This window comes from Enterobacter cloacae complex sp. P18RS (genome assembly GCF_014982105.1).
Taxonomy (GTDB): domain Bacteria; phylum Pseudomonadota; class Gammaproteobacteria; order Enterobacterales; family Enterobacteriaceae; genus Enterobacter; species Enterobacter hormaechei_C.
Genome location: NZ_JADCKV010000027.1, coordinates 32,807 through 55,311 on the forward strand (window position 1 = coordinate 32,807; position 22,505 = coordinate 55,311).

General features: G+C 56.4%; 19 protein-coding genes. 5 read left to right on the top strand and 14 right to left on the bottom strand.

Annotated elements, in window-relative coordinates:
- Position 1 precedes the first annotated feature (1 nt).
- Complete coding sequence (locus INF61_RS19870; RefSeq protein WP_015572761.1) at positions 2-886, bottom strand: ROK family protein; 885 nt, start codon at positions 884-886, stop codon at positions 2-4.
- Positions 887-1,052: 166 nt separating this feature from the next.
- On the opposite strand from INF61_RS19870, the gene aldB reads away from it, so the two are divergent.
- On the top strand, positions 1,053-2,591 hold the full coding sequence (gene aldB, locus INF61_RS19875; RefSeq protein WP_006808612.1) for an aldehyde dehydrogenase AldB: 1,539 nt from the start codon (positions 1,053-1,055) through the stop codon (positions 2,589-2,591).
- A 137-nt stretch (positions 2,592-2,728) separates the two neighbouring features.
- Here aldB and INF61_RS19880 read toward each other — a convergent pair whose 3' ends face one another.
- Positions 2,729-4,678, bottom strand: coding sequence for a glycoside hydrolase family 127 protein (locus INF61_RS19880; RefSeq protein WP_193548042.1), 1,950 nt, complete (start codon positions 4,676-4,678; stop codon positions 2,729-2,731).
- A 10-nt stretch (positions 4,679-4,688) separates the two neighbouring features.
- Positions 4,689-6,089: an MFS transporter gene (locus tag INF61_RS19885; protein ID WP_047062387.1), complete on the bottom strand. Its 1,401-nt coding sequence runs from the start codon at positions 6,087-6,089 to the stop codon at positions 4,689-4,691.
- 225 nt (positions 6,090-6,314) lie between these two features.
- Here INF61_RS19885 and INF61_RS19890 point away from each other — a divergent pair, with 225 nt between their 5' ends.
- Positions 6,315-7,133 carry a helix-turn-helix domain-containing protein gene (locus INF61_RS19890; protein WP_032649828.1) on the top strand — a complete coding sequence of 273 codons (819 nt, stop codon included), beginning with the start codon at positions 6,315-6,317 and terminating at the stop codon, positions 7,131-7,133.
- On the opposite strand, the gene araD is transcribed toward INF61_RS19890, so the two are convergent.
- From araD to yiaK, 8 genes are all read right to left on the bottom strand, one after another.
- Complete coding sequence (gene araD, locus INF61_RS19895) at positions 7,134-7,829, bottom strand: L-ribulose-5-phosphate 4-epimerase (protein ID WP_015572759.1); 696 nt, start codon at positions 7,827-7,829, stop codon at positions 7,134-7,136.
- Complete coding sequence (locus tag INF61_RS19900) at positions 7,823-8,683, bottom strand: L-ribulose-5-phosphate 3-epimerase (RefSeq protein ID WP_017693794.1); 861 nt, start codon at positions 8,681-8,683, stop codon at positions 7,823-7,825. The genes araD and INF61_RS19900 overlap by 7 nt, the downstream gene beginning before the upstream one ends.
- A gap of 2 nt (positions 8,684-8,685) precedes the next feature.
- Complete coding sequence (gene ulaD, locus INF61_RS19905) at positions 8,686-9,339, bottom strand: 3-keto-L-gulonate-6-phosphate decarboxylase UlaD (protein ID WP_017693795.1); 654 nt, start codon at positions 9,337-9,339, stop codon at positions 8,686-8,688.
- A complete protein-coding gene (locus INF61_RS19910; protein ID WP_015572756.1) occupies positions 9,336-10,841 on the bottom strand; it encodes an FGGY-family carbohydrate kinase in 1,506 nt (501 codons plus the stop codon). The genes ulaD and INF61_RS19910 overlap by 4 nt, the downstream gene beginning before the upstream one ends.
- A gap of 76 nt (positions 10,842-10,917) precedes the next feature.
- The gene (locus INF61_RS19915) at positions 10,918-12,237 is read right to left on the bottom strand and encodes an MFS transporter (RefSeq protein ID WP_017693796.1); all 1,320 of its coding nucleotides are present in this window, start codon (positions 12,235-12,237) and stop codon (positions 10,918-10,920) included.
- 45 nt (positions 12,238-12,282) lie between these two features.
- Positions 12,283-13,209: a DUF4862 family protein gene (locus tag INF61_RS19920; protein WP_193548043.1), complete on the bottom strand. Its 927-nt coding sequence runs from the start codon at positions 13,207-13,209 to the stop codon at positions 12,283-12,285.
- A 26-nt stretch (positions 13,210-13,235) separates the two neighbouring features.
- Entirely contained in the window at positions 13,236-13,703 is a 468-nt protein-coding gene (locus tag INF61_RS19925; protein WP_015572753.1) for a YhcH/YjgK/YiaL family protein, read from the bottom strand.
- A 10-nt stretch (positions 13,704-13,713) separates the two neighbouring features.
- Entirely contained in the window at positions 13,714-14,712 is a 999-nt protein-coding gene (gene yiaK, locus INF61_RS19930) for a 3-dehydro-L-gulonate 2-dehydrogenase (protein ID WP_193548044.1), read from the bottom strand.
- A 224-nt stretch (positions 14,713-14,936) separates the two neighbouring features.
- Here yiaK and yiaJ point away from each other — a divergent pair, with 224 nt between their 5' ends.
- Positions 14,937-15,755, top strand: coding sequence for an IclR family transcriptional regulator YiaJ (gene yiaJ, locus INF61_RS19935; protein WP_015572751.1), 819 nt, complete (start codon positions 14,937-14,939; stop codon positions 15,753-15,755).
- A 3-nt stretch (positions 15,756-15,758) separates the two neighbouring features.
- Positions 15,759-16,214, top strand: a complete 456-nt coding sequence (locus INF61_RS19940; RefSeq protein ID WP_032620465.1) for a 4Fe-4S dicluster domain-containing protein — start codon at positions 15,759-15,761, stop codon at positions 16,212-16,214.
- A gap of 7 nt (positions 16,215-16,221) precedes the next feature.
- On the opposite strand, the gene avtA is transcribed toward INF61_RS19940, so the two are convergent.
- Entirely contained in the window at positions 16,222-17,475 is a 1,254-nt protein-coding gene (gene avtA, locus INF61_RS19945; protein ID WP_193548045.1) for a valine--pyruvate transaminase, read from the bottom strand.
- Between the two features lie 624 nt (positions 17,476-18,099).
- The gene (locus INF61_RS19950; protein WP_058700725.1) at positions 18,100-20,130 is read right to left on the bottom strand and encodes an alpha-amylase; all 2,031 of its coding nucleotides are present in this window, start codon (positions 20,128-20,130) and stop codon (positions 18,100-18,102) included.
- A gap of 314 nt (positions 20,131-20,444) precedes the next feature.
- On the opposite strand from INF61_RS19950, the gene INF61_RS19955 reads away from it, so the two are divergent.
- Positions 20,445-21,269, top strand: coding sequence for a protein bax (locus INF61_RS19955; protein ID WP_023295596.1), 825 nt, complete (start codon positions 20,445-20,447; stop codon positions 21,267-21,269).
- A 35-nt stretch (positions 21,270-21,304) separates the two neighbouring features.
- Here the strand turns inward: INF61_RS19955 and xylR are convergent, their stop codons facing one another.
- A complete protein-coding gene (gene xylR / locus INF61_RS19960; RefSeq protein WP_003860152.1) occupies positions 21,305-22,483 on the bottom strand; it encodes a D-xylose utilization transcriptional activator XylR in 1,179 nt (392 codons plus the stop codon).
- Between the last annotated feature and the right edge of the window lie 22 nt (positions 22,484-22,505).

Here is a 22,505-nt window from a genome sequence, read left to right on the forward strand (position 1 = left end):
GTTAAGCGCTGCGCGCCTGCTTCTGCTTAGCCAGCCAGACCGCGCCCAGCCTTCCCGCCTGGTTACCCAGCTCGCAGGGAAGGATGGGCACCCGGAGCGCTTCCCACTCCTCGAATCGCTGTAGGTATTTATCCAGCAGGAGATAGATTTTCTCCTGCTCGCTAATGCCGCCGCCAATCAGCACCGCCTGCGGATCAAACATGGAGATCACGCTGTAGATGCCCCGCGAGAGGAAATGCGCCCACTCTTCTATGGCCTCACGCAGATGCACGTCGCTGTCCATGCGTCTAAACAGCTCCTCACCGTCAGGCATCTCATCTTCCGACACGGCCAGCGCGCGGCGGCAGGCTTTCATCAGGCCGCTGGCGGACGCCACTTCGTGCATCGGCTCGCCGTTGTTGCCAACGGGCAGCACGCCAAACTCACCCGCCCGGTAGTGCGACCCACGGTAGAGATCGCCCTCCATGACGATACCGCCGCCGATGCCGGTGCCGATGGTGATGCAGACAAAATGCTCATAATCCTTACCGGCGCCCTGCCAGCGTTCGCCCAGCGCCGCACAGTTGGCGTCATTTTCGGTTGTTACGGGGAGATCGGTCAGCTGTGCGAAAAGCTCGCACAGGTTTTCACCGTCAAGGTAATCCAGCGCCCCGGCCTTGGCCGCTTCGCCGGTATGATGATTGATGTGGCCCGGAAAACTCACGCCGATGCCGACGATCTCATGCTCCTGGCGGTACTTATCCACCACCGCTTTCCACTTCTGTTTGAAGGTGCTTTCATCGTCAGGCGTATCATATTCATCGGATGTCAGTTCTTCGCCGTTTTCGTTGATCACGCCGTGTTTGATGTGGGTTCCGCCCACGTCAAAGCCGATAAATAGCTGCATTGCATTGTTCCTCATGAGCCCCTGAGCTATTAAGTATGGCTCCGGCGGCAGAAACGAAACGTAAAGTACGGTAATCCGTGATACGGCTCGTAAACCCGTTACCGACTGGCGAGAAAATCACCAGCCGGAACTACCCTTGTTGTACACCTACTGCAAGGAGACGGTCATGACAAATAATCCTCCCTCATCGCGTATCCAGCCAGGCGAGTATGGTTTTCCTCTTAAGCTGAAGCCCCGCTATGACAACTTTATCGGCGGCGACTGGGTGGCGCCCGTCGACGGTGAATACTATTCCAACCTGACGCCCGTTACCGGCCAGCCGCTGTGTGAAATTGCCAGTTCGGGCAAGCGGGATATCGATTTAGCGCTGGATGCGGCGCATAAGGCGAAAGATAAGTGGGGGCAAACGTCCGTTCAGGACAGAGCGGCCATTTTGTTCAAAATCGCCGATCGGATGGAGCAGAATCTGGAGCTGCTGGCGACCGCGGAAACGTGGGACAACGGCAAGCCGATCCGGGAAACCATGGCGGCGGACGTGCCGCTGGCGATTGACCATTTCCGCTATTTTGCGTCCTGCATTCGTGCCCAGGAGGGGGGAATAAGTGAAGTTGACAAAGATACCGTGGCGTATCACTTCCACGAGCCGCTCGGCGTGGTGGGGCAAATTATTCCGTGGAACTTCCCGCTGCTGATGGCGAGCTGGAAAATGGCGCCCGCGCTGGCGGCGGGTAACTGCGTGGTGCTGAAACCTGCACGCTTAACGCCGCTTTCGGTACTGCTGCTGATGGAGGTGATTGGCGACCTGTTGCCGCCGGGGGTCATTAACGTGGTCAACGGGGCCGGGGGAGAGATCGGCGAATATCTGGCTACTTCAAAGCGTATTGCTAAAGTGGCGTTTACCGGCTCAACGGAAGTGGGTCAGCAGATCATGCAGTACGCGACCCAGAACATCATTCCGGTCACCCTTGAACTGGGCGGGAAATCGCCGAACATCTTCTTTGCCGACGTGATGGATGAAGAGGACGCCTTCTTCGACAAAGCGCTTGAAGGGTTTGCGCTGTTCGCGTTCAACCAGGGTGAAGTTTGCACCTGTCCGAGCCGCGCGCTGGTGCAGGAATCCATTTATGAGCGCTTTATGGAGCGGGCGATCCGGCGCGTGGAGTCGATTCGCAGCGGTAATCCGCTGGATAACGTCACCCAGATGGGAGCGCAGGTATCGCATGGCCAGCTGGAAACCATCCTCAACTATATTGATATCGGCAAAAAAGAGGGGGCCGATGTGTTGACCGGCGGTCGTCGTAAGGTGCTGGGCGGCGATTTGCAGGAGGGTTACTACCTTGAGCCGACCATCCTGTTCGGTAAGAACAACATGCGCGTTTTCCAGGAGGAAATTTTTGGACCGGTGCTTGCCGTCACCACGTTTAAAACCATGGACGAGGCGCTGGAGCTCGCTAACGACACGCAGTATGGCCTGGGGGCGGGCGTCTGGAGTCGTAACGGTAATCTGGCCTATAAAATGGGCCGCGGCATTCAGGCCGGACGCGTATGGACAAACTGCTATCACGCCTATCCGGCTCATGCGGCGTTTGGCGGCTACAAACAGTCGGGCATCGGGCGTGAAACCCATAAGATGATGCTGGAGCACTACCAGCAAACGAAATGTCTGTTGGTCAGCTACTCCGATAAACCGCTGGGGCTGTTTTAATCTCCGGGCTCAGGTCGTTCCGGGTAGGGTGACCTGAGCCGGGTTAAAGCCGGGTGGCGGCTTCGCCTTACCCGGCCTACTTTTTACTCCCTCTCCCGTGGGAGAGGGCTGGGGTGAGGGCAACAGGCCGCAGTTATTCAGCTTTCATCCACCCATATCCGCATTTCCCCTTCTCCCCGGTTTGCCCAGCTGTACCACGGAATAAAGGTCAGCGTCCGGGGCTGACGTTCTACCGGCGAGTGGTCGTACTGCCACAGGGCATCAGTGTCCTTCGCCTGACACCCGATCCCTTCCGCCTGTATCAGCATCTTGTGCGCGAAAATGCCTTTGCCTTCAAATACCCGAAACGCGCTGTCCTGGGGCAAAGAAAGGTTATGCAAATTTGCGCCGTTATCGGCTTCTTCCAGGCAGTAAACCAGCGGTCCACGCTGCAATGCGACTTTCCCCGCCTGCTGGCGCACCTGCGGGTTGCCGTACACGCGGCGGACCGGCATCGGTAACGTCAGCGTCAGCGTGTCGCCTTCCTGCCAGCTTCGGTTGAGGTATAAGTATCCACGGGAGACCTCGCCTGTAATGGCCTGACCATTGAGCGAAACAGCCGGTTCCGCACACCAGTCCGGCAGCCTCAGGGCCAGCGTGTGAGTCACCGGAACTGGTGAGGTAATCTCGATTTTCACCTGCTCATGCCACGGATAGTTCCCGCTAATCCGCAGCTGGAGGATGTTATCCCCAACCGGAATGGCGACGTCGTTCCCCACGTACAGGTTGATCAACAGCGCGTCCGGGCGAACGGTATAAATGTAGTGCCCCAGCGAGGTCAGCACGCGCGCAATATTCGGCGGGCAACAGGCGCAGCCGAACCAGCGCTGGCGCACCGGTTTGACGTGGTCATAGATATGGTTAAAGGCCAGGGTTTTCGGGTGCACTTCCAGCGGATTCACATAAAAGAAATGCTTACCGTCCAGCGCCATGCCGCCCAGCACCGTGTTGTACAGCGCGCGCTCCATCACGTCGGCGTAGTGGCCATCCGCCTCCATTTCCAGCATCCGGCGGGCAAACATCATCAGGCCGATGGAGGCGCAGCTTTCGGCGTAGACCGTATCGTTGGGCAGATCGTAATCGCTGCTGAACGCCTCGCCGCTGCTTTGGGAGCCAATCCCGCCGGTGATGTACAGCTGGCGCTGTGCCATGTTGTTCCACAGCCGCAGGCAATCCTGACGTTTCCCCTCGTCGCTGCTCAGGCGCGCCAGATGCGCCATGCCCGCCATCAGATAGACAAAACGCACGGCGTGGCCGATGGCCGTTTGTTGTTCCGCAAGGGGCAGATGCGCCTGGCTGTAGGCTTTGTCCTTGACCATCCACGCCGGGCCATAGGTGTTCCAGTATGACGTTCTGCCGCGCTTCTCGTATTCGATATCGTAGAAGTGAGGCTGCGCGCCGCGTTCCTCAATAAAGTATTTCACCAGATTGAGATAGCGTTGCTCCTGCGTGACGTCGTACAGCCGCATCAGCGCCAGCTCGATTTCCGGGTGGCCAGGGTAACCGTGCAGCTGGTTTTCGCCCGGGCCAAACACGCTGTCGATATGATCCGCCAGCCTGCACACCACGTCCAGCAGGCGGCGTTTTCCGGTTCCCTGGAAATACGCCACGCCCGCTTCAATCATATGTCCGGCGCAGTACAGTTCGTGGCATTCGGCCAGATTGGTCCAGCGCTCGGCCGGTGCTTTCACCGTGAAATAGGTATTGAGATAGCCATCTTCGCACTGCGCCGCTGCGACCAGCTCGATCACCTCGTCGGCGGTTTTTTCCAGTTCAGCATCCGGCTTCTGGCACAGCGACCACGCCACGGCTTCGAGCCATTTCGCCACGTCGCTGTCCTGAAAGACCATCCCGTAGAACTCCCCCTGTTCCAGACCGGCCGCAATGCGGAAGTTGGCGATGGCGTGGCTGGGTTCGGCCTCCGCCACGCGATCGTTAAGCGCATCCCACTGGTAGGGGATCACCACATCGCGGACCAGCCGTTGGTACTGACCAAGAAACGGGTCGTTGATTTTCAGCTGATGCAGGTCGGCTTCCATTATGGTCATATCGTTCTCCTCAGGACTGTAAATGACGCTGGCGCAAATCGGTGGCAATGCGCGACATCACGGGATTGTTAAGCCTGCACCAGCGGATAGCGACCGCCAGCAGCAGGTGGAAAAGGGCAGGAAGCAGCGTCTCCATGGCGGTGATGCCCTGCAATGAGGCGGGTGTCTGGTTACCTGCGCCTGGCTGATAGGCCACGGCAATAAACACCAGGCTGATGATCCCGGCGCTGGATGCCCACGCGAGCTTGATGAAAAACAGATTGAAGGCGAAGTTCATCCCCGATGAGCGCACGCCGGTTTTCCATTCGCCGTAGTCATCGGCAAAGGCCATCAGCGAGAAGTGCAGCGGCAGGGTGAAGCCCAGGATCACGCCGTTACTTAAAATCACGATTAGCCAGAGCGTCTGGTGCGCCGGGCCACCCGGCAGGAACCACATTCCCACCGCAAGCGCAGCGAGTATCAGGTTGGTGTAGTAGTAGAGTTTGACGGTATCAATCCGCCGCGACAGCGGACTGACGATCACCGCGCCCAGAATAGCGGCAAAGGTCACCATGGTGAAAAACAGCGAGGTGTACGCCGTGCTGCCCTGAAGCACGTAGGTGATGAAGTACATGTATCCGCCGCCGCGAATGTTGAAGACGTTGATCAGCAGAAACGACATCACCAGCATCAGCAGCAGCTGATCGTTTTTCCGCAGGCCCGCCAGGTGCTCGCGCAGGGTGAATTTACCCATCAGCGCAAGCGGGACGCGCTCGCGCACCCAGAAGAAGCAGCACAGGAACATCACCACGGCGATGGTGCACAGCACGCCGACGCCCAGCTGATAACCCCGGGCGGTATTGCCCTGTCCCAGCTCTGACACCAGCCACGGCAGGCCAACGGAGACCAGAAAGCCCGCCACGCCGCACAGTACGAAGCGCCAGGACTGGCAGGATATAACCTCGTTGTGGCGGGTGGTCATGGTGTTGATCAGCGCGCAATATGGCACGTTGATGGCGGTATAGCCCACTGAAAGCAACAGATAGGTGCCGAACGCCCAGGCGATTTTCACGCCCATGCTGGCGTCCGGGACGGTGAAGGTCAGCACGCCGACGATCCCGATGGGAAGCGCGACCCACAGCTGCCAGGGACGAAAACGCCCCCAGCGGCTCTGCGTGCGGTCGGCAATCACGCCCATCACCGGATCGGAAATCGCGTCAAATACCCGAAGGGCAATAAACAGCGTGCCCACCAGCGCGGGCGTCAGGCCAAATACATCGGTATAGAAAAAGGTCAGAAAGTTCATGATCAGGCAGGTAATTACCGTGCCGCCCGCGTCGCCCAGGCCGTAGCCAATTTTCTCGCGGACTGACAGCCGGTCATCGGCTGCCTGTTTTGCAACTTCTGCGTCTGTAATCGGTGTGGAAGTCATGGGGTAACTCCTCGATAAACGATTTTTTATCGTATTTGTGCAAGGTACCCCATTTATTCTGCATTCAACGGGCAGACCAACAAGGGAAGGGAAAAGTATAAAAAGGTGACGATTCCGACCTGATGGTAAAACTGTGAGTTTGATCGAGCTGTTCTGCTGATATTTATTAATAATCAAGGGATAAAGACAATATTAGCCACCAAAAAAGCGGAAAAATGAATATCCATGCTTGAATTATCCATAGCACTTCCGATTAGAGTTCAAAATGGCGGGTTATTTATCTCCCGCGGCGTGGGCCGTCATCCCGCACGAAAATTATCTTCGTGGGAGATAATTTTTGTCGAAAAAGGGACATTAACGATCCAGGAGGAAAATACGCTGTTTGAGGTAAACGCTGGCGAGAGTTTATTACTTTGGCCGAAGCGGCGGCATGTCGGCGTGGAAGATTTTCCGGGCGATCTCAAATTTTACTGGCTGCATTTTGAGGTGGATGAACGCTTGCCGGTGTTGCCAGGCGCGACGCCGCTGTCGATTGAGCAACACTGTAGCGTGCGGGATCCGCAATATGTTATTGCGTTATTCCGTCAGTTTTTAAGCGAGCAGGAAAAATTACAGCGTAGCCAGGCGCTGGAGATAATTTTGCTGTTAATTTTGCAGCAGATATCGCTCTCGCCGGGATATGAAGATAAAGCGGATGATGCGGGCGCAGCAATGGCGTGGAAGGCCAAGCAGCTTATCCGCACGCACTTTCATTTGCCCCTGTCCACTTCGCAGCTGGCAAAAGAGCTGCACTGCAACGCAGATTACCTGGGGCGGGTATTTCGTCGGACGTTTCATTTAACCCTGACGGAGGCAATTCACCGCCAGCGCGTCAGGGCCGCTGAAAAACTGCTGCTGAACGATGCGGCCTCATTAACTGAAGTGGCCGCCCGGTGCGGTTTTAATGACGTGGGTTATTTCCGGCAAATATTCTCAAAACATACCGGGTTAACGCCCGCCGTCTGGAAACGGCGGTACTGTAAAGAGCATATTAATTCCGGATGATCACTGGCCGTAATAGGCATTTGCGCCATGCTTGCGCAGGTAATGCTTATCCAGCAATTCCTGCTGCATAACCGGAAGCTGAGGTGCAAGCTGGCGCGAGAAAAGCCCCATATAGGCGCACTCTTCCAGCACCACGGCATTGTGTACCGCATCGGCAGCGTCTTTGCCCCAGGCAAACGGGCCGTGAGAATGAACCAGCACCGCCGGGACCTGCATCGGGCTTATGTCGCGCTCCTCGAAGGTTTTGATAATGACTTCCCCCGTCTGGTATTCATATTCACCCGCGATTTCAGCCGTGGTCATCAGCCGCGTGCAGGGGATCGCACCGTAAAAATAGTCCGCGTGCGTCGTTCCCCACGCGGGTAAATCCTGCCCCGCCTGCGACCAGATGGTGGCGTGGCGGGAATGGGTATGCACAATGCCGCCAATTTCCGGGTAACGACGATACAGCGCGAGATGGGTCGGGGTGTCGGAGGAGGGCTTTTTACTCCCCTCGACCACTTTTCCCGTGGCGATATTTACCACCACCATATCTTCTGCGTTCATCACGTCGTACTCCACGCCGGATGGTTTGATCACCATCATGCCGCTGGCACGGTCAACCGCGCTGACGTTGCCCCAGGTGAACGTCACCAGCTGGTGGGCGGGCAGGGCGAGATTTGCCGCCAGCACCTCGGCTTTGAGTTGTTCTAACATGTCATGCCTCCTTCCTGCATTCGGGCTTCAATCCAGCGGCGCGCCTGGATGATCTCCAGCACCGGCTCTTTGGCTTTCTCGGTCCACATTTCAATCAGAAATGCGCCGCGATAATTAAGTTGATTCAGCGTGTTAAACACGCCAACGAAATCGACGCAGCCCTCGCCAAACGGCACGTCGCGGAACTGTCCGGGGCTTTGCTCGGTAACGGGCCGGGTATCTTTCAGGTGGATAGCGGCGATGCGGTCAATGCCCAGCGTCAGCTCGGCGGTGACGTCGTTGCCCCACGCGCTCAGGTTGCCGACGTCCGGGTAAACGCTGAACCACGGCGAGGCGAGCATGTCGTCCCACTTTTTCCACTTGCTGATGGAGTTCATAAACGCAGTGTCCATGATCTCTACCGCCAGCATTACCTGCGCGGCGGCAGCCTGCTCTACGGCCCACGCCAGCCCTTCGGCAAAGCGCTGTTGCGTGCCCTCGTCGTGCTCCTCGTAGTACACGTCATAACCCGCAAGCTGGATGGTGCGAATACCCAAATCACGGGCCAGCCGGATGGCTTTGGTCATGATCTCGCGGGCGCGTTCGCGCACGATTTCATCGCGGCTGCCAAACGGGAAGCGACGATGGGCAGATAAGCACATCGACGGGATGGCCACGCCGGTCTCCAGCATCGCTTCCACAAGAGAGGCGCGCTGCGTGGTACTCCATTCAAGGCGCGATAAACGCTCGTCGGTCTCATCCACCGACATCTCCACAAAATCGAAGCCGCAGCTTTTTGCCAGAACCAGGCGCTCCGGCCAGGAGAGATCTTTTGGCAGCGCTTTTTCGTAAATGCCTAACGGATGCTGACGCATGGTTACTCTCCCCAGATGTCGCGGATTTGCGAATGGAATGCCTGTGCCACCTGCGGCGGATTATCGGCGCCTGCCAGCGCGCGCCCGGCAATGAAGGCTTTGACGTTGATCTGCTTAAACAGCGACAGGTCAGCGGGGGTGATACCGCCAGTTATAGAAAGCTGCAAACCGATATCGGACAGCGCCTTCATTTTGCTGAGATCCGCCTCACCCCACTGCTGGCCGCTGGCCTGTGCGTCGCGCCCGCGGTGGTAAATCGCCTGCTTCACCCCGATGCGATGCCACGCGCGTGCGTCGTCCAGCGTCCAGTTGCCAAACAGCTCCATCTGGATCTCGCCGCCGCCGCGCAGTGCGACCTCGTGGCCACGTTCAACGGTGGCCAGCGGGGCGGCACAGATGATGGTCATCCAGTTTGCGCCTGCGCCAAACGCCTGCTCAGCCAGCGTTTCTCCGGCATCGGCGACTTTCCAGTCCGCCACGATAATTTTATCCGGACACTGCGCACGCAGGGCGCGAACGGCGTTTAGCCCTTCGGTCAGGCATAGAATGGTGCCGGCTTCGACGATGTCGACGTGATCGGAAAGCGTCGCGACATCGCGCTGCGCGGCCTGAAGCGAGGTGTGGTCGAGCGCCAGCTGCAATAATGGTCGGCTCATAGGTCGTACTCCTTAACACGGGCGTGATAGCCCTGTAATGCTGAAATCAGTAGCTGGTAACGGTGATATTTGCGCTGGTAGGCGGCATGGGCACGCATGTCAGGTTCAATCATCCGGATGTCATGCCTGAGGGCGCGCTGAGCGGCGTAAAAATCGGGATAGAGGCCTGTACCGACGAGCGCGGCCAGCGCCGCACCGGAACAGCCGGTCTCTTCCACCTGCGGGAGTTCAATCGCCAGGCCGCTGACGTCCGCGAGCATCTGCATCCACACGTCCGAATGGGTGGGGCCGCCCGTCACGCGCAGGGCCTGCACGTGGGGAAAGCGTTCGAGCATACGGTTGAGGTGGGTCATGTGGCTGAATACCACCCCTTCATAAACCGCCTGGAGGAGGTGCGCGCGGGTATGCAGCGCCTGCAAGCCATAGAAGCCGCTGGTCATCTCCAGCCCGGCGTTGCTGCCGTAGAGGAAAGGCAGGAAGAACACATCGCTTTCAGCTTTTGGCAGGCTGGCCACGGCGTGGTTAATCTCATCGAATGACATATCGCCCCATTGGGCCGTCAGCCATTCCAGGTTGCCGGACGACGTGGGGCTGGCTTCATGAACGATGAACTGCTGCGGATGGACGTAGCGGCCATAGACGTAGGGGAAAGGCTCGTTGTCGCGGATGCCGTGGGCAATCCCACTGGTTACGGCCCAGGTCCCCATTACGGCATTCAGCGTATGTTCGTCATGCAGCCCGGCGCAGATCGCGGTGGAAACCACATCAAACAGTCCACCAACGACGGGAGTACCCGCCGTGAGACCGGTCAGTGCGGCTGCCTGAGCGGTGATTTCCCCGCAAATTTCTGCTGAACCGATAATAGGCGGCAGGGCACCGTCAATGTCGCTGATGCCGAGCCAGCGCGTGAGCTGCGGATCGTACTGCCCGGTATTCATGTTGTAGAGATTGGATTCCGAGATGTTGCTCTCTTCGCAGCCTTTGACTCCGGTCAGACACCAGCGCAGGTAATCGTGCGCCATCATCACGCTGCCAATTTGCTGATACCGCTGCGGCTCGTTCTCTTTAACCCAGCGCAGGAGCGAGGCCGGATGCCCCGTCCACAGCGTCTGGCGAGTATGCGGATAGAGCTTTTCGGGTATACCGTCCTGCTGCCAGCGTTGTACGATCTCCAGCGCACGGCGATCGGAGGAGAGTATGGCGTTACCCAGGGGGCGATCCTGTTTATCGAGCAGAAACAGCCCCTTGCCCTGGGCTGAAATGCCAACGCCTTTGATCTGACCGCCGTCAGCGCCTGAATTTTTGAGCAGCAGGGCGACGGTTTTGTGGCAGTGCTGCCAGAGCTGGTGCATATCCCGCTCGGCGTAGCCGGCGCGTGGGCTGAGCGTGGCCACTGAGCGGCGTTCAATACAGACTTCTTTGCCCTGGCTGTTGTATAAACCGGCTTTCAGATAAGTACCGCCACAATCGATACCCAGCCAGAAGGGCTCTTTTTCACTCATCTTCTTCTCGCTTAATTGCCGGGTGGCGCTTCGCTTACCCGGCCTACGGTTTGGTTTAGTGGGTCAGGTGAGGGCCTCAGGCCGCACGTTTATGTGGAGTCACCGTGGGGTTGGGCTCTGCTCCGGCATCGCATTTCGCCGGTAACAGCAGGGCCAGCAGCGATGCCAGCGCCAGCGAAACTGCCAGGCAGTAAACGCCTGCGTCTTTGCTGTACAGGGTGATCAGTACGCCTACCGCATAAGGACCGCAGAACCCGCCGAGGTTGCCCAGGGCATTAATCACGCCGCGAGCGCCACCCGCCATCTCAGCGCTGAACAGACGCGCCGGTATGGTCCAGAACACCCCCGCTGCGGATTGCAGGAAGAAGCCACAGCCCACCAGCGCGGCATAGGCCAGCCAGGTGTGCTCTTTCAGCGCCACGGAGAGGAACATGCAGAGCGCAAAGCCAATCAATGGCAGGGAGACAAACAGCTTGCGCTTGCCGGTGCGGTCAGAGAGCGTAGAGAACAGGAACATGCCGGCAATGGCGCCGATGTAAGGCAGAATGGCGAGCATTCCCACCTGGCCGATGCTGGTGTGCGTCAGCTCCTTCAGAATGGTGGGCAGCCAGAGGGTGTAACCGTAAATGCCAGTCTGGTAGAAGAAGTTGAGGGCGATCAGCTGCCACATGGTTTTGTCAGACAGCACCGCGCTGAGCGAGGCGTTTTTCACCTCTTTACCCGCAATGGCCTGCTGCTCTGCCGCCAGCGTTTGTACCAGGTAGTTTTTCTCGGCCTCAGAGATCCAGCGTGCTTCCTGCGGCCGGTCGTAGACGGTGAACGCCCACAGCACCAGCACAACAACGGACATCAGACCTTCAATAATGAACAGCCAGCGCCAGTCGAGAGCGGTAATAATCCAGCCCGACAGCGGGGCGGTGATGATCCCGGCGATGGGCACGAACATGATCACAATCGCGTTGGCGCGGCCGCGCTCGGCATCCGGGAACCAGTTACTGATCATCGTGAGCACAACGGGCAGCATCCCACCTTCCGCCACGCCGAGTAAGAAGCGCAGTACCAGCAGCTGATACTGGTTGGTCACAAGCCCGGTCAGAACCGAGATCACCGCCCAGGCAACCAGCGACCAGCCGATAAACTTCTTACCGCTGCCGTGCACGGCAATTTTGCCGCCGGGAACTTGCAGGAACAAATAGCCGATAAAAAAGATCCCCCCCGCCAGGCCCGCCATCGTGGCGGAAATGCCCAGCTCTTCATCCATACCGCCGGGCATCGCAAAAGCTATATTTACGCGGTCCATATAGGAAATAATGCAGGCGATAAGAATAGGGGGAATGATCCTTAGCCAGCGCTGGCGCGGAATGTCCGCGTGTAGAGCATTTGAAGAAATATTCATAGTTAATATCTCAGTGAAGGTAACCGGAAAATGTATTCTTTATTTTTATTGTGACGCTTTATTCATAGCGCTAATGCCGTCGCGCAAAATAGCGATGCGATGGCTGACGTCAGCATTAGCATTTATTTCCAGTAATTTAATACCGGAGAATTTCAATGTTGCGGCGCTCGCCGCAGTAAACAGCGTTTTTACATGTTCAGTGGACATGAGACTGTCGGCGCAGAACGAAGAAAACGGCGCGTGCAGATCCTGCCATTCTCCATACTCACCGTGAGGGGTCGTGCCCGAAAACATCAGCGCCCCCAGCTTCCCGGCAGCGAGTGCCGCCTGAACATGTTCCAGCGTAAGGGCGGTGTTGCGACCTTCGATGGCCGAACGTGCCCAGTTGATACAGACGCTGATATCGGTCTCTTTCACTACCTCCAGCACCTGCTCTAAGGGCAAGAACCCTTTACGCGGCGCCGGGCCATTCATCGCATCACAGTGTTCCAGCACCAGATCGCAGCCCCAGTCCCAGCTCGCGATTTCCCGTACCGAGCGGGAGAATGATTCTGTCGCTTGCTCGACAGAATCATTACCCGCCTGCGGTGCGGCCTGCATTTCCAGAGCGATCACTTTCCCGGGAAAGCGGGTGTTAACGGCATCAATCTTTTGATGCAGATGGCGGTAATATTCAATGCACGCTTTACGCTGTTCTTCGTCCGCGGACGCCAGGCCAAACGCGCCGTTGCTGCCGCGGCGGCGCATGGTTTCCATAACGGCTGTGACAACGATCTGCCAGTCGCCCGGCGTATGACGAAACAGCCATTCATCACCAAACGGATGGAGATTTTCAAGGCAAGGTTGTTCCAGCCCGCGAATATTTGGCGTGTCGGAAAGTTCCCGCCAGAAGGCGTATTCTTCCTGCTCCCCTTTCTGGTGAAATGAGGGTGCACAGGGGTACGCACCAATAATAAAACCGGTGTTGGTCATTTCGCATTCCTGTATTTATCAGAAAATTAATCTAATTCGCTGATGGCCACTTTCACCACAATTTTACGAATTGCGGATCCCTTGTTTTTAATACAGGCAGGACGGTGAACATCCTGCGGGAAAAATATGGCGTAACTGCCAGGTATCATTTCGATAAATGACTCATGTTCGCTGTCGTGATAAAAAATAATATCCCGTTGCTCCAGCAATGATTCGCTGATTTTGTTATTCCCGGTATCAATAGCAATACCGATTTTTTCTTCGCCCCAGGCCAGAAACTGGATATCCAGATAGCGGCGATGTACTTCAGGGCGGTTCTCGTGTTGTTCCTTTGTGGTGAGGTCGAGAACCTGGGCAAAAATGTTGCGGCCTTCAATTTCGATCACGCCCGGCGCCAGGGTGGTGAAATCCGTGGTACGCAGAAAATTAAGCGCCTTTTCTATCGCCAGCGGCAGGCGACATGGATTTGGCTGTGCAATATGTCCGAATATCATGACCCACTCCTTACAGAGACTGGATTTTCGCCCACACGCTGTCGTCAACCGTGATGCCGTTGCGGCGATTCTCCTCCAGCAGGCGTGTGAACTCATGGCCTGGCAGACGGACGGCGACATTTTCATCAGCGCGTTCTGCGGTGGTGATGAAGTCCATGATGCGCTGTAGTTTGGCATCGCGGGTTGGACCGTCGATCAGGCGATCCACTTCGATGGCGATAAAGATCTGCGATACGCCGTATTCGTCGCTGTTGTCCTGGGTCACTTCCGCGACGGACGCGCCGTCAGAGAGCAGGGTGGCGATCATGTCGAGCACAATCGACAAGCCGGAACCTTTCCAGTAGCCCATGGGCAGAATGCGACGGTTTTTCTCAATCACGCCCGGCTCTCTGGTCAGATTGCCTTCATCGTCAAAGCCGCCGTCGACCGGTAATTCGCGTCCGGCCAGGCGATTCACCTCCAGCATGCCGTAGGAGAACATCGACATCGACATATCGACCATGGTGATTGGATTCGACGGGATAGCGACGATCAGCGGGTTTGTGCCGATGCAGCATTCTTTTGATCCCCACGCGGGCATCACGGCAATAGAGTTGGTCCAGCAGATGCCGATATAGCCTTTCTCCGCCGCCTGCCAGCCGTAGCTGCCGCCGCGCATCCAGTGGTTAGCGTTACGCAGCGCCACCAGGCCGATCCCGTGATCGGACGCCAGCTCGGTAGCACGGTCCATCATCTTTTTCGCCGTCAGGTTGCCGATGGAACGCTGGGCATCCCACTGTTCGATGGCGCCTAATGTCGTTACGCGTTTCGGCTGGGCGTCAGGGATGATGTCGCCTGCGTCAAGCTGCTGAATAAATCGCGGGAAGCGGTTGACGCCGTGTGAATAAACGCCGGACTCCGTGGTGCGGGCGAACATCTCGGCGCAGGCGTCTGCATTATCCGCTTTTACACCGCGATCGAGCAGAACCCGATTGAACGCCGCTTTCAACTCTTCGAAGGTCACTTTCATCCCTGTTCTCCTGTTTTTTTAGGGGCAAGTGCGAGTGCTTTTTTATCGCTAAATTTCACTATACGAAATCTGATTTCAAATATAGCGATCAAATTTTGTCAGATCAACGACATTCACGTTTTTCAAAATCGATTAAAATCAAATGGTTGTGTTTTTTCTGTTGAGATCGTGAACTAAACCACACTTTGCGCTACCATCAGGGCGCGATAAACAGGAGCCATTTGATGAGCATAAAAGAGAGCGAAATGACGCAAGAAAAAGAGAGGCCAGCAGGTAGCCAGAGCTTGTTTCGCGGCCTGATGCTGATTGAAATCCTCAGTAACTATCCGAACGGGTGTCCGCTTGCGCATTTATCAGAACTGGCGGGGCTGAATAAAAGCACCGTGCACCGGTTATTGCAGGGGTTGCAGTCGTGCGGGTACGTGACGCCGGCGCCGGCGGCAGGGAGCTATCGTCTGACCACCAAATTTATCGCCGTCGGGCAAAAGGCGCTTTCATCGCTCAATATTATTCACGTGGCGGCGCCGCACCTCGAGGCGCTGAACATTGCCACCGGCGAAACGGTCAACTTCTCCAGCCGTGAAGATGATCACGCGATCCTGATTTATAAGCTTGAGCCGACAACCGGTATGCTGCGCACGCGCGCATATATCGGCCAGCATATGCCGCTCTATTGTTCTGCGATGGGCAAAATCTATATGGCGTTTGGCCATCAGGATTACGTGGCGAGCTACTGGGAAAGCCACCAGGAACAGATCCAACCTTTGACCCGCAACACCATCACCGAACTGAGCGCGATGTATGATGAGCTGGCGGAAATTCGCGATCACAGTATGGCGATGGATAAAGAAGAGAACGAGCTGGGTGTGTCATGTATCGCCGTGCCGGTCTTTGATATTCACGGGCGCGTGCCCTATGCCATCTCCATTTCGCTGTCGACGTCGCGCATGAAGCAGGTGGGTGAGAAAAACTTGCTAAAACCGCTGCGTGACACGGCGGAAGCTATCTCGAAAGAACTGGGGTTTAACGTGCGCGAGGCGTAACTGATGAACCGATTTATTCTGACGGATCCAGAAAAATGTATCGGGTGCCGCACCTGTGAGGTGGCGTGCATGATGTCGCATCAAAGCAGCGCCACGCCAGAAGCGTTTACGTCACGGATCCGCGTGGTTAAGGGGGGAACCTTCACTACGGCGGTGGGCTGCCACCAGTGTGAAGATGCGCCCTGCGCGAATGTCTGCCCGACGGGGGCCATTCACCGCGCTGCGGGAGCCTGGCTCGTTGAGCAGGCTCGCTGTATCGGCTGCAAAAGCTGTATGGTGGCGTGCCCGTTCGGGGCAATGCAGGTTCGGGTCGTGGAAGATCGCGTTCAGGCGCTGAAATGTGATTTGTGCGCGCATCGCGAGGGCGGTCCCGCCTGCGTCGAAGCCTGTCCCACCCACGCGCTGCGCTGCATAGACCCCGCAAGATTACGCGCGGAACGGCTGCGTAATCTGGCCTGAGGTTTTATTAACCGGCCTCGCGCCAGGCGTTCTCAATCTCTTCGGCGAGAATTTTCACACCCGCTTCGATTTTTTCCGGGGCCGGGACGTAGTTCATGCGCATGCACTGGTGCGTGTGCGGCCACGGCTTATCCAGCCCCGGGAAGAAGTAATCCCCTGGCACCATCAGTACGCCACGTTTTTTCAGACGCTGATAAAGCAGCTCTGTCGTAATGGGCAGATCCTTAAACCACAGCCACAGGAAAATTGCCCCTTCCGGTTTATGGATCAGGCAGCGTTCTTCCGGTAAGTAGCGGCGAAGGATGGCGATGGTTTCCTGAACGCGCTGAGAGTAAAACGGCTTAATCACCTCATTCGACAGGCGCAGCAGGTCGTTACGCCTGATCATCTCGCACATCATCGCCGGGCCGATGCCGCCAGGGGAAAGGCTGATAATGCCGTTCATATTGGTAATGGCGGTGATGATTTTCTCGTTAGCAATGATAATGCCGCAACGGCTGCCCGGCAGGCCCAGCTTGGAGAGGCTCATGCAGAGGATGATGTTCGGGTTCCATAGCGGACGCGCTTCGCTGAAGATGATCCCCGGGAACGGTACGCCATAGGCGTTATCGATCACCAGCGGGATGCCGTGCTGATTCGCCAGCGCATCCAGCTTCATCAGCTCGTCGTCGGTGATCACGTTGCCCGTCGGGTTGGTGGGACGTGATACGCAGATCATGCCCGTCTCTTCACCGATATGCAGATGTTCAAAATCGACGTGATATTTGAACTGGCCCTCTGGCAGCAACTCGATATTCGGACGTGCGGAAACAAACAGGTCTTCTTCGAGGCCGGCATCGGCATAGCCGATATACTCCGGTGCCAGCGGGAACAGCACTTTTTTCGTGGTGCCGTCGGCGCGGCGTCCGGCGAACAGATTGAATAAGTAGAAAAACGCGCTCTGACTGCCGTTTGTCAGTGCAATATTCTGTGGTTCGATATCCCAACCCAGCGCTTCCCGCAGCATTGCCGCCAGAAGCGTCAGTAGTTCTGTTTTACCCTGAGGGCCGTCGTAATTACATAGCGCATCGGTTGCTTTACCGTTTTCCAGCATCTCTGCCAGCAGCGTCTGGAAGTAGGTGTTCATCTCCGGAATTTGAGCCGGGTTTCCGCCGCCAAGCATGATAGCGCCTGGGGTGCGCAGCCCGTCGTTGAGATCCTCCATCAGGCGGGTAATGCCTGAATGGCGGGTAAATTTGTCGCCGAATAGTGAAAACGTCATAGCCGGTGATCTGTCGGGCTTAATATGAAAGGCAGTAACCATAACGCCAGCACCGTGTTGGTGCAAATCGGCGAATGTGGTCGGATTTGTTGTTTTATGTGGTAGGTTTGTATTTGTGTGGTGAATTGTTCTGGTGAATGCCCCTCACCCCGGCCCTCTCCCCCTGGGGCTGAGAGTTCCCCACAAAATAATGCCTGCACAGACGGCCCCCTCTCCCTTGAGGGAGAGGGCTGGGGTGAGGGGGAACATACGGCTCTGGTGGTCATTCCGTTCACGTTATGTTCCTTGCTACTCTGTCACGATATAACCGGTGAACGTGCCAGGGTGGCTCAGTCGCCACCACCCTGGCGACCCGGGCTTCCGGCGGTAAATCGCCGCTTCGCGGTGCCTTCGGCTTATTCCTTCCGGCTTATCGGGGACGGGCGGAGGTAACATCCCTGTAAAGCCCGCCCTCTCGGCGCATCCCTGCGCCTCGCCCCGGCCTACAGGAAACGCCTCAGCGATTTACAGCCGGACCGAGGCATCGCTGAAAGCCCTCAGTTATTCTGAGGCAACGTTATAGCTTTTGCTTTCAAATTACTGGGGATCCCTCAGCCCCTGGGGAGAGGGTTAGGATGAGGGGGTCTATTGATTACCCGCCCACACCACCATCACCTTATCGCCCTTGTGCTCGCGCACAAAGCCGTAGCCTTCTTTCAGTGACAGCGTGGTTTGCTTGCCTTCACCCACCGCCGGATGACGGGCGCGGAACTGCCCCAGAAGCTGCCAGTGGGCGACAGTTAACGCCTGTTTACCCGTGACGTCCTGCCAGTTCATATCCGAACGGGTTCCCTGTAGCGGATCGGAGCCCGTCGGGCCGAATGGACGCTCTGATTCATCGCCGTAATAGATCTGGACGCTTCCCGGTGCCAGCAGCAGTAACTCAGCGGCGCGCTGGCCCCCTTCACGGAACAGACGCGTATCATGGGAGGAGAGATAGCTCAGCACATTAAAACTTTGCAGCTTTTCTGCCATTTGCTGCCAGGTCAAATCCATATCGGCCAGACAGTCCACCGCTTTCGCCGCCTGCTCCTGATAGTCAAAGTTGATCATCGCATCGAAGCCGTGGCGGTAATAATCGCTCTGCATCACGCCGTGGCCCCAGGATTCACCGGTCATCCAGAATGGCGCATTGTCGAGTTTTTTGTCCGGGTTGGCGGCTTTCCACGCGGCCAGCGCCTGGCTGGCCTGGTTTTTCAGTTGCTGCCAGGCTTCAGGCTCAACGTGCTTAGCGGTATCGACCCGGAAGCCGTCGATGCCGTAGTCACGTACCCACTGGCTGAGCCAGTGGGTCAGGTAATCTCGCGGCGTGAAATTCGTCATCACTTTCGCGTTGGTGTCGGGCTTGTGTTGATAAAAGTTCGGCAAACCTGACGGGATCTTAGATTCCGTTTTCAGATCCGGCAGAAAGGCCAGCGACATGGTCAGATCGTCAAAGCCCGGGTTGTCATAATCACCGATATCGGTACGGATCCATTTTTTACCCCACCATTTTTCCCATGCGGCTTTGTCACTGAAGTTGATGTAATCGTTGAAGCTGTGCCAGCTTTGACCCGCGCCTGGCTTCCAGTCAGTCCAGCGCTCGCCGAGGGTTTTTTTCAGCTCATCGCCCTGCAAATAGAGCGCGCCAAACTGATACTCCTGCATATCTGCAAGCGTCGCATAACCCGCGTGGTTCATGACAATGTCAAACAGGACGCGGATACCGCGCCTGTGCGCGTCGTCGACAAGCTGGCGTAAATCATCTTCGCTGCCCATGTTGGCGTCGAGTTTCGTCCAGTCCTGAGTGTAATAGCCGTGATAGGCGTAGTGGGGGAAATCCCCTTTGGTGCCGCCGCCAACCCAGCCGTGGATTTGCTCCAGCGGTGAGCTTATCCAGAGCGCATTCACGCCCAGTTGCTGAAGGTAATCCAGTTTGCTGGTAAGCCCTTTCAGATCGCCGCCGTGGAAAGTACCAATCTCCTGCATACCGTCTTTATGGCGGCCATAGCTGTTGTCGTTGGTGGGGTCGCCATTTACGAAGCGATCGGTCAGCACGAAATAGACGGTGGCGTTTTGCCAGCTGAATGGCGCGGGTTTGTCCGTCTCGGCGCGCTCAAGCAGCAGCAGGCCATTGCTGTTGGCGGCTGGCTGAAGAATTACTTTGCCGTTTTGAACGGTCGCGGTCTGTTTGCTGTAAAAATCACGCACCACCGTCCCTTCCGGAAAGGTGTTAACGACATCGATCGTGAGCGGTTTGCCGTCCCACTTCGGGCACTGGCGGGTAACGTTTGCGACAGGCTGTGGCGCCGCACTTTGTACCGTCAACATCAGCGTCGGCGTTCCCGAGCGCGTATCAATACGCATCTGATAAACGCCGTCACGGAATAACCGCCACTGCGGTGGGGTCCCTTCGCAGGGTTTGAGCGACAACATCTCGTTGAGTTTAATGGCACCTGTCGGCTGCCAGCACGCGTTATCAAGACTCAACGTCAGCGGGCGGGTACCCTTCGCAAGCGTTGCCTGGCTGGTAAAGACGCCGGTACCTTCAGCGCTAAACGCGTTAAATCCCGGCGATGACCAGTCGGCATGCGCGAATGCGGGTAACATCAGAACAGCTAATGCAGTGCGTTTCATTCCATTTTCCTGTCGCGGCATTTTTGACCAGTGTGCCACTCGGCTCAGGGGAAAAACTCCTCCTCTGAGGCTTTCTGCCAGGAGGACGCGAAGGGATGAGTGATCCCGCGCAAAATTAGGCAGTTATCTGCGATATCGCGCACATTTTTCCAGTGCTGGTGATTTAATGAGCATGTTCCGGATGACATAGTTTCGGAATTGGACTATTTGTATACGTGCTCTTGAGGACTATTTTTGGTATGATTTGAGATTCCGCTCTCAAATTTTTGAAGAAAATAAGGTGTTGGAATGTATATATCCGACCAGGAGACCTAATGATATCGACTCCCATTCGACGATATGGGGCCGCGATACTCATGTTACTCACCATGGCATTTTCAGGTGAGGTGCTTGCAAAGACGCACGCGGATACAACGAGTAAGAAAGCCCACGTAATAAAGACGACAAGCAGTAAGGTTAGCAGTAAACAAGAGTATTCTCGCAATAGTGCAAAGAGTAGTTCACTTCCTGATTTGCGAAAATACCCTTCCGGGACACCAAGGAAAAAAGCGTTTCTCCGGACGGTAATGCCTTACATTAAAAGTCAAAATGCCGCGATTACTGCGGATCGTAACTGGCTGATCTCCAAACAGTACGATAGCCGCTGGTCGCCGTCTGAGCGCACTCGCCTGAAAGACATCGCCAAACGCTATAAAGTGAAGTGGAGCGGGAACACGCGTCGTGTGCCGTGGAACACTCTGTTAGAGCGTGTGGACATTATTCCAGGCAGTATGGTCGCGACAATGGCCGCCGCCGAAAGCGGTTGGGGCACCTCGAAGCTGGCGCGCAACAACAACAATCTGTTTGGCATGAAATGCGCAAAAGGTCGTTGTACTAATGCACCCGGCAAGGTGAAGGGTTATTCACAGTTTGAATCGGTGAAAGATTCCGTGAATGCCTATGTGGTGAACCTGAACACCCACCCGGCCTACTCCTCGTTCCGTAAGTCACGCGCTCAGCTGCGTAAGGCGGATCAGGAAGTAACGGCTACGGCGATGATCCACAAGCTGAAAGGTTATTCCACTCAGGGACAGCGTTATAACAATTACCTGTTCTCCATGTACCAGGATAACCAGCGTCTGATTGCCGCACATATGTAATGAAAAACGCCTTCCACTGGAAGGCGTTCTTTTTTCTAGAGCAGGACTTCACTGTACCGTTCCCGGTACTCCTTCGGCGTGGTGTCATACTCTTTTCTGAACACCGAATAGAAATACTGAAGCGACGGATAGCCGCACATCTGTGAAATCTCGTTGATCGACAGCGAGGTGGAGATCAGCAGACTGCGCGCTTTCTCCAGCTTTTCCGCATGGATCACGGCGTGAATCGTCTCACCGACTTCCTCTTTGAACCGCTTCTCCAGATTCGAACGTGAAATGCCGACCGAATCGAGCACCTGATCGACCTTAATCCCTTTGCAGGCATGATTGCGAATGTAGTGCATCGCCTGAATCACGGCCGGATCGTTTAAGGAGCGGTAGTCAGTTGAGCGACGCTCGACCACGCGAACGGGCGGAACCAGCAGACGCTGGAGCGGCAGGGATTCGTTGTCTAACAGTCTGTGCAGCAGCTTTGCGGCCTGATAGCCCATCTGACGGGTACCCTGAGCCACGGATGAGAGCGCCACGCGCGACAGATAGCGCGTAAGCTCTTCGTTATCAATACCAATCACGCACAGCTTTTCAGGCACCGGAATATGCAAATGTTCGCACACCTGTAATACGTGGCGGGCGCGGGCGTCCGTCACGGCGATAATCCCTGTCTGGGGCGGCAGCGTTTGCAGCCAGTCAGCCAGACGATTTTGTGCGTGCTGCCAGTTTTCTGGCGCGGTTTCCAGCCCCTGATAAACGACGCCGCGATACTTCTCCTGGGCAACCAGCTGGCAGAAGGCATATTCACGCTCCATCGCCCAGCGCTTTCCGCTGGTGGCGGGCAATCCGTAAAACGCAAAACGATGTACGCCTTTCTCCTTTAAATGGAGGAAGGCGGTCTCGACCAGAGCATGGTTATCCGTGGCGATGTAGTGGACGGGGGGGTAATGTTCCGGTGTATGGTAAGAGCCGCCAACGCCCACGATAGGCACGTCGACGCCACTCAGCAACTGTTCAATCACGGGGTCGTCAAAGTCAGCGATGACCCCATCTCCCAGCCAGTCTTTGATGTTCTCCAGACGGGTACGAAAATCTTCTTCGATGAAAATATCCCATTCGGATTGCGACGCCTGCAAATATTCGCCAACCCCTTCAACCACCTGCCGGTCATAGGCTTTGTTGGCATTGAATAACAACGTAATGCGGTGACGCTTTTCAAACATGGCTCATTTCCCAAATTAGTCA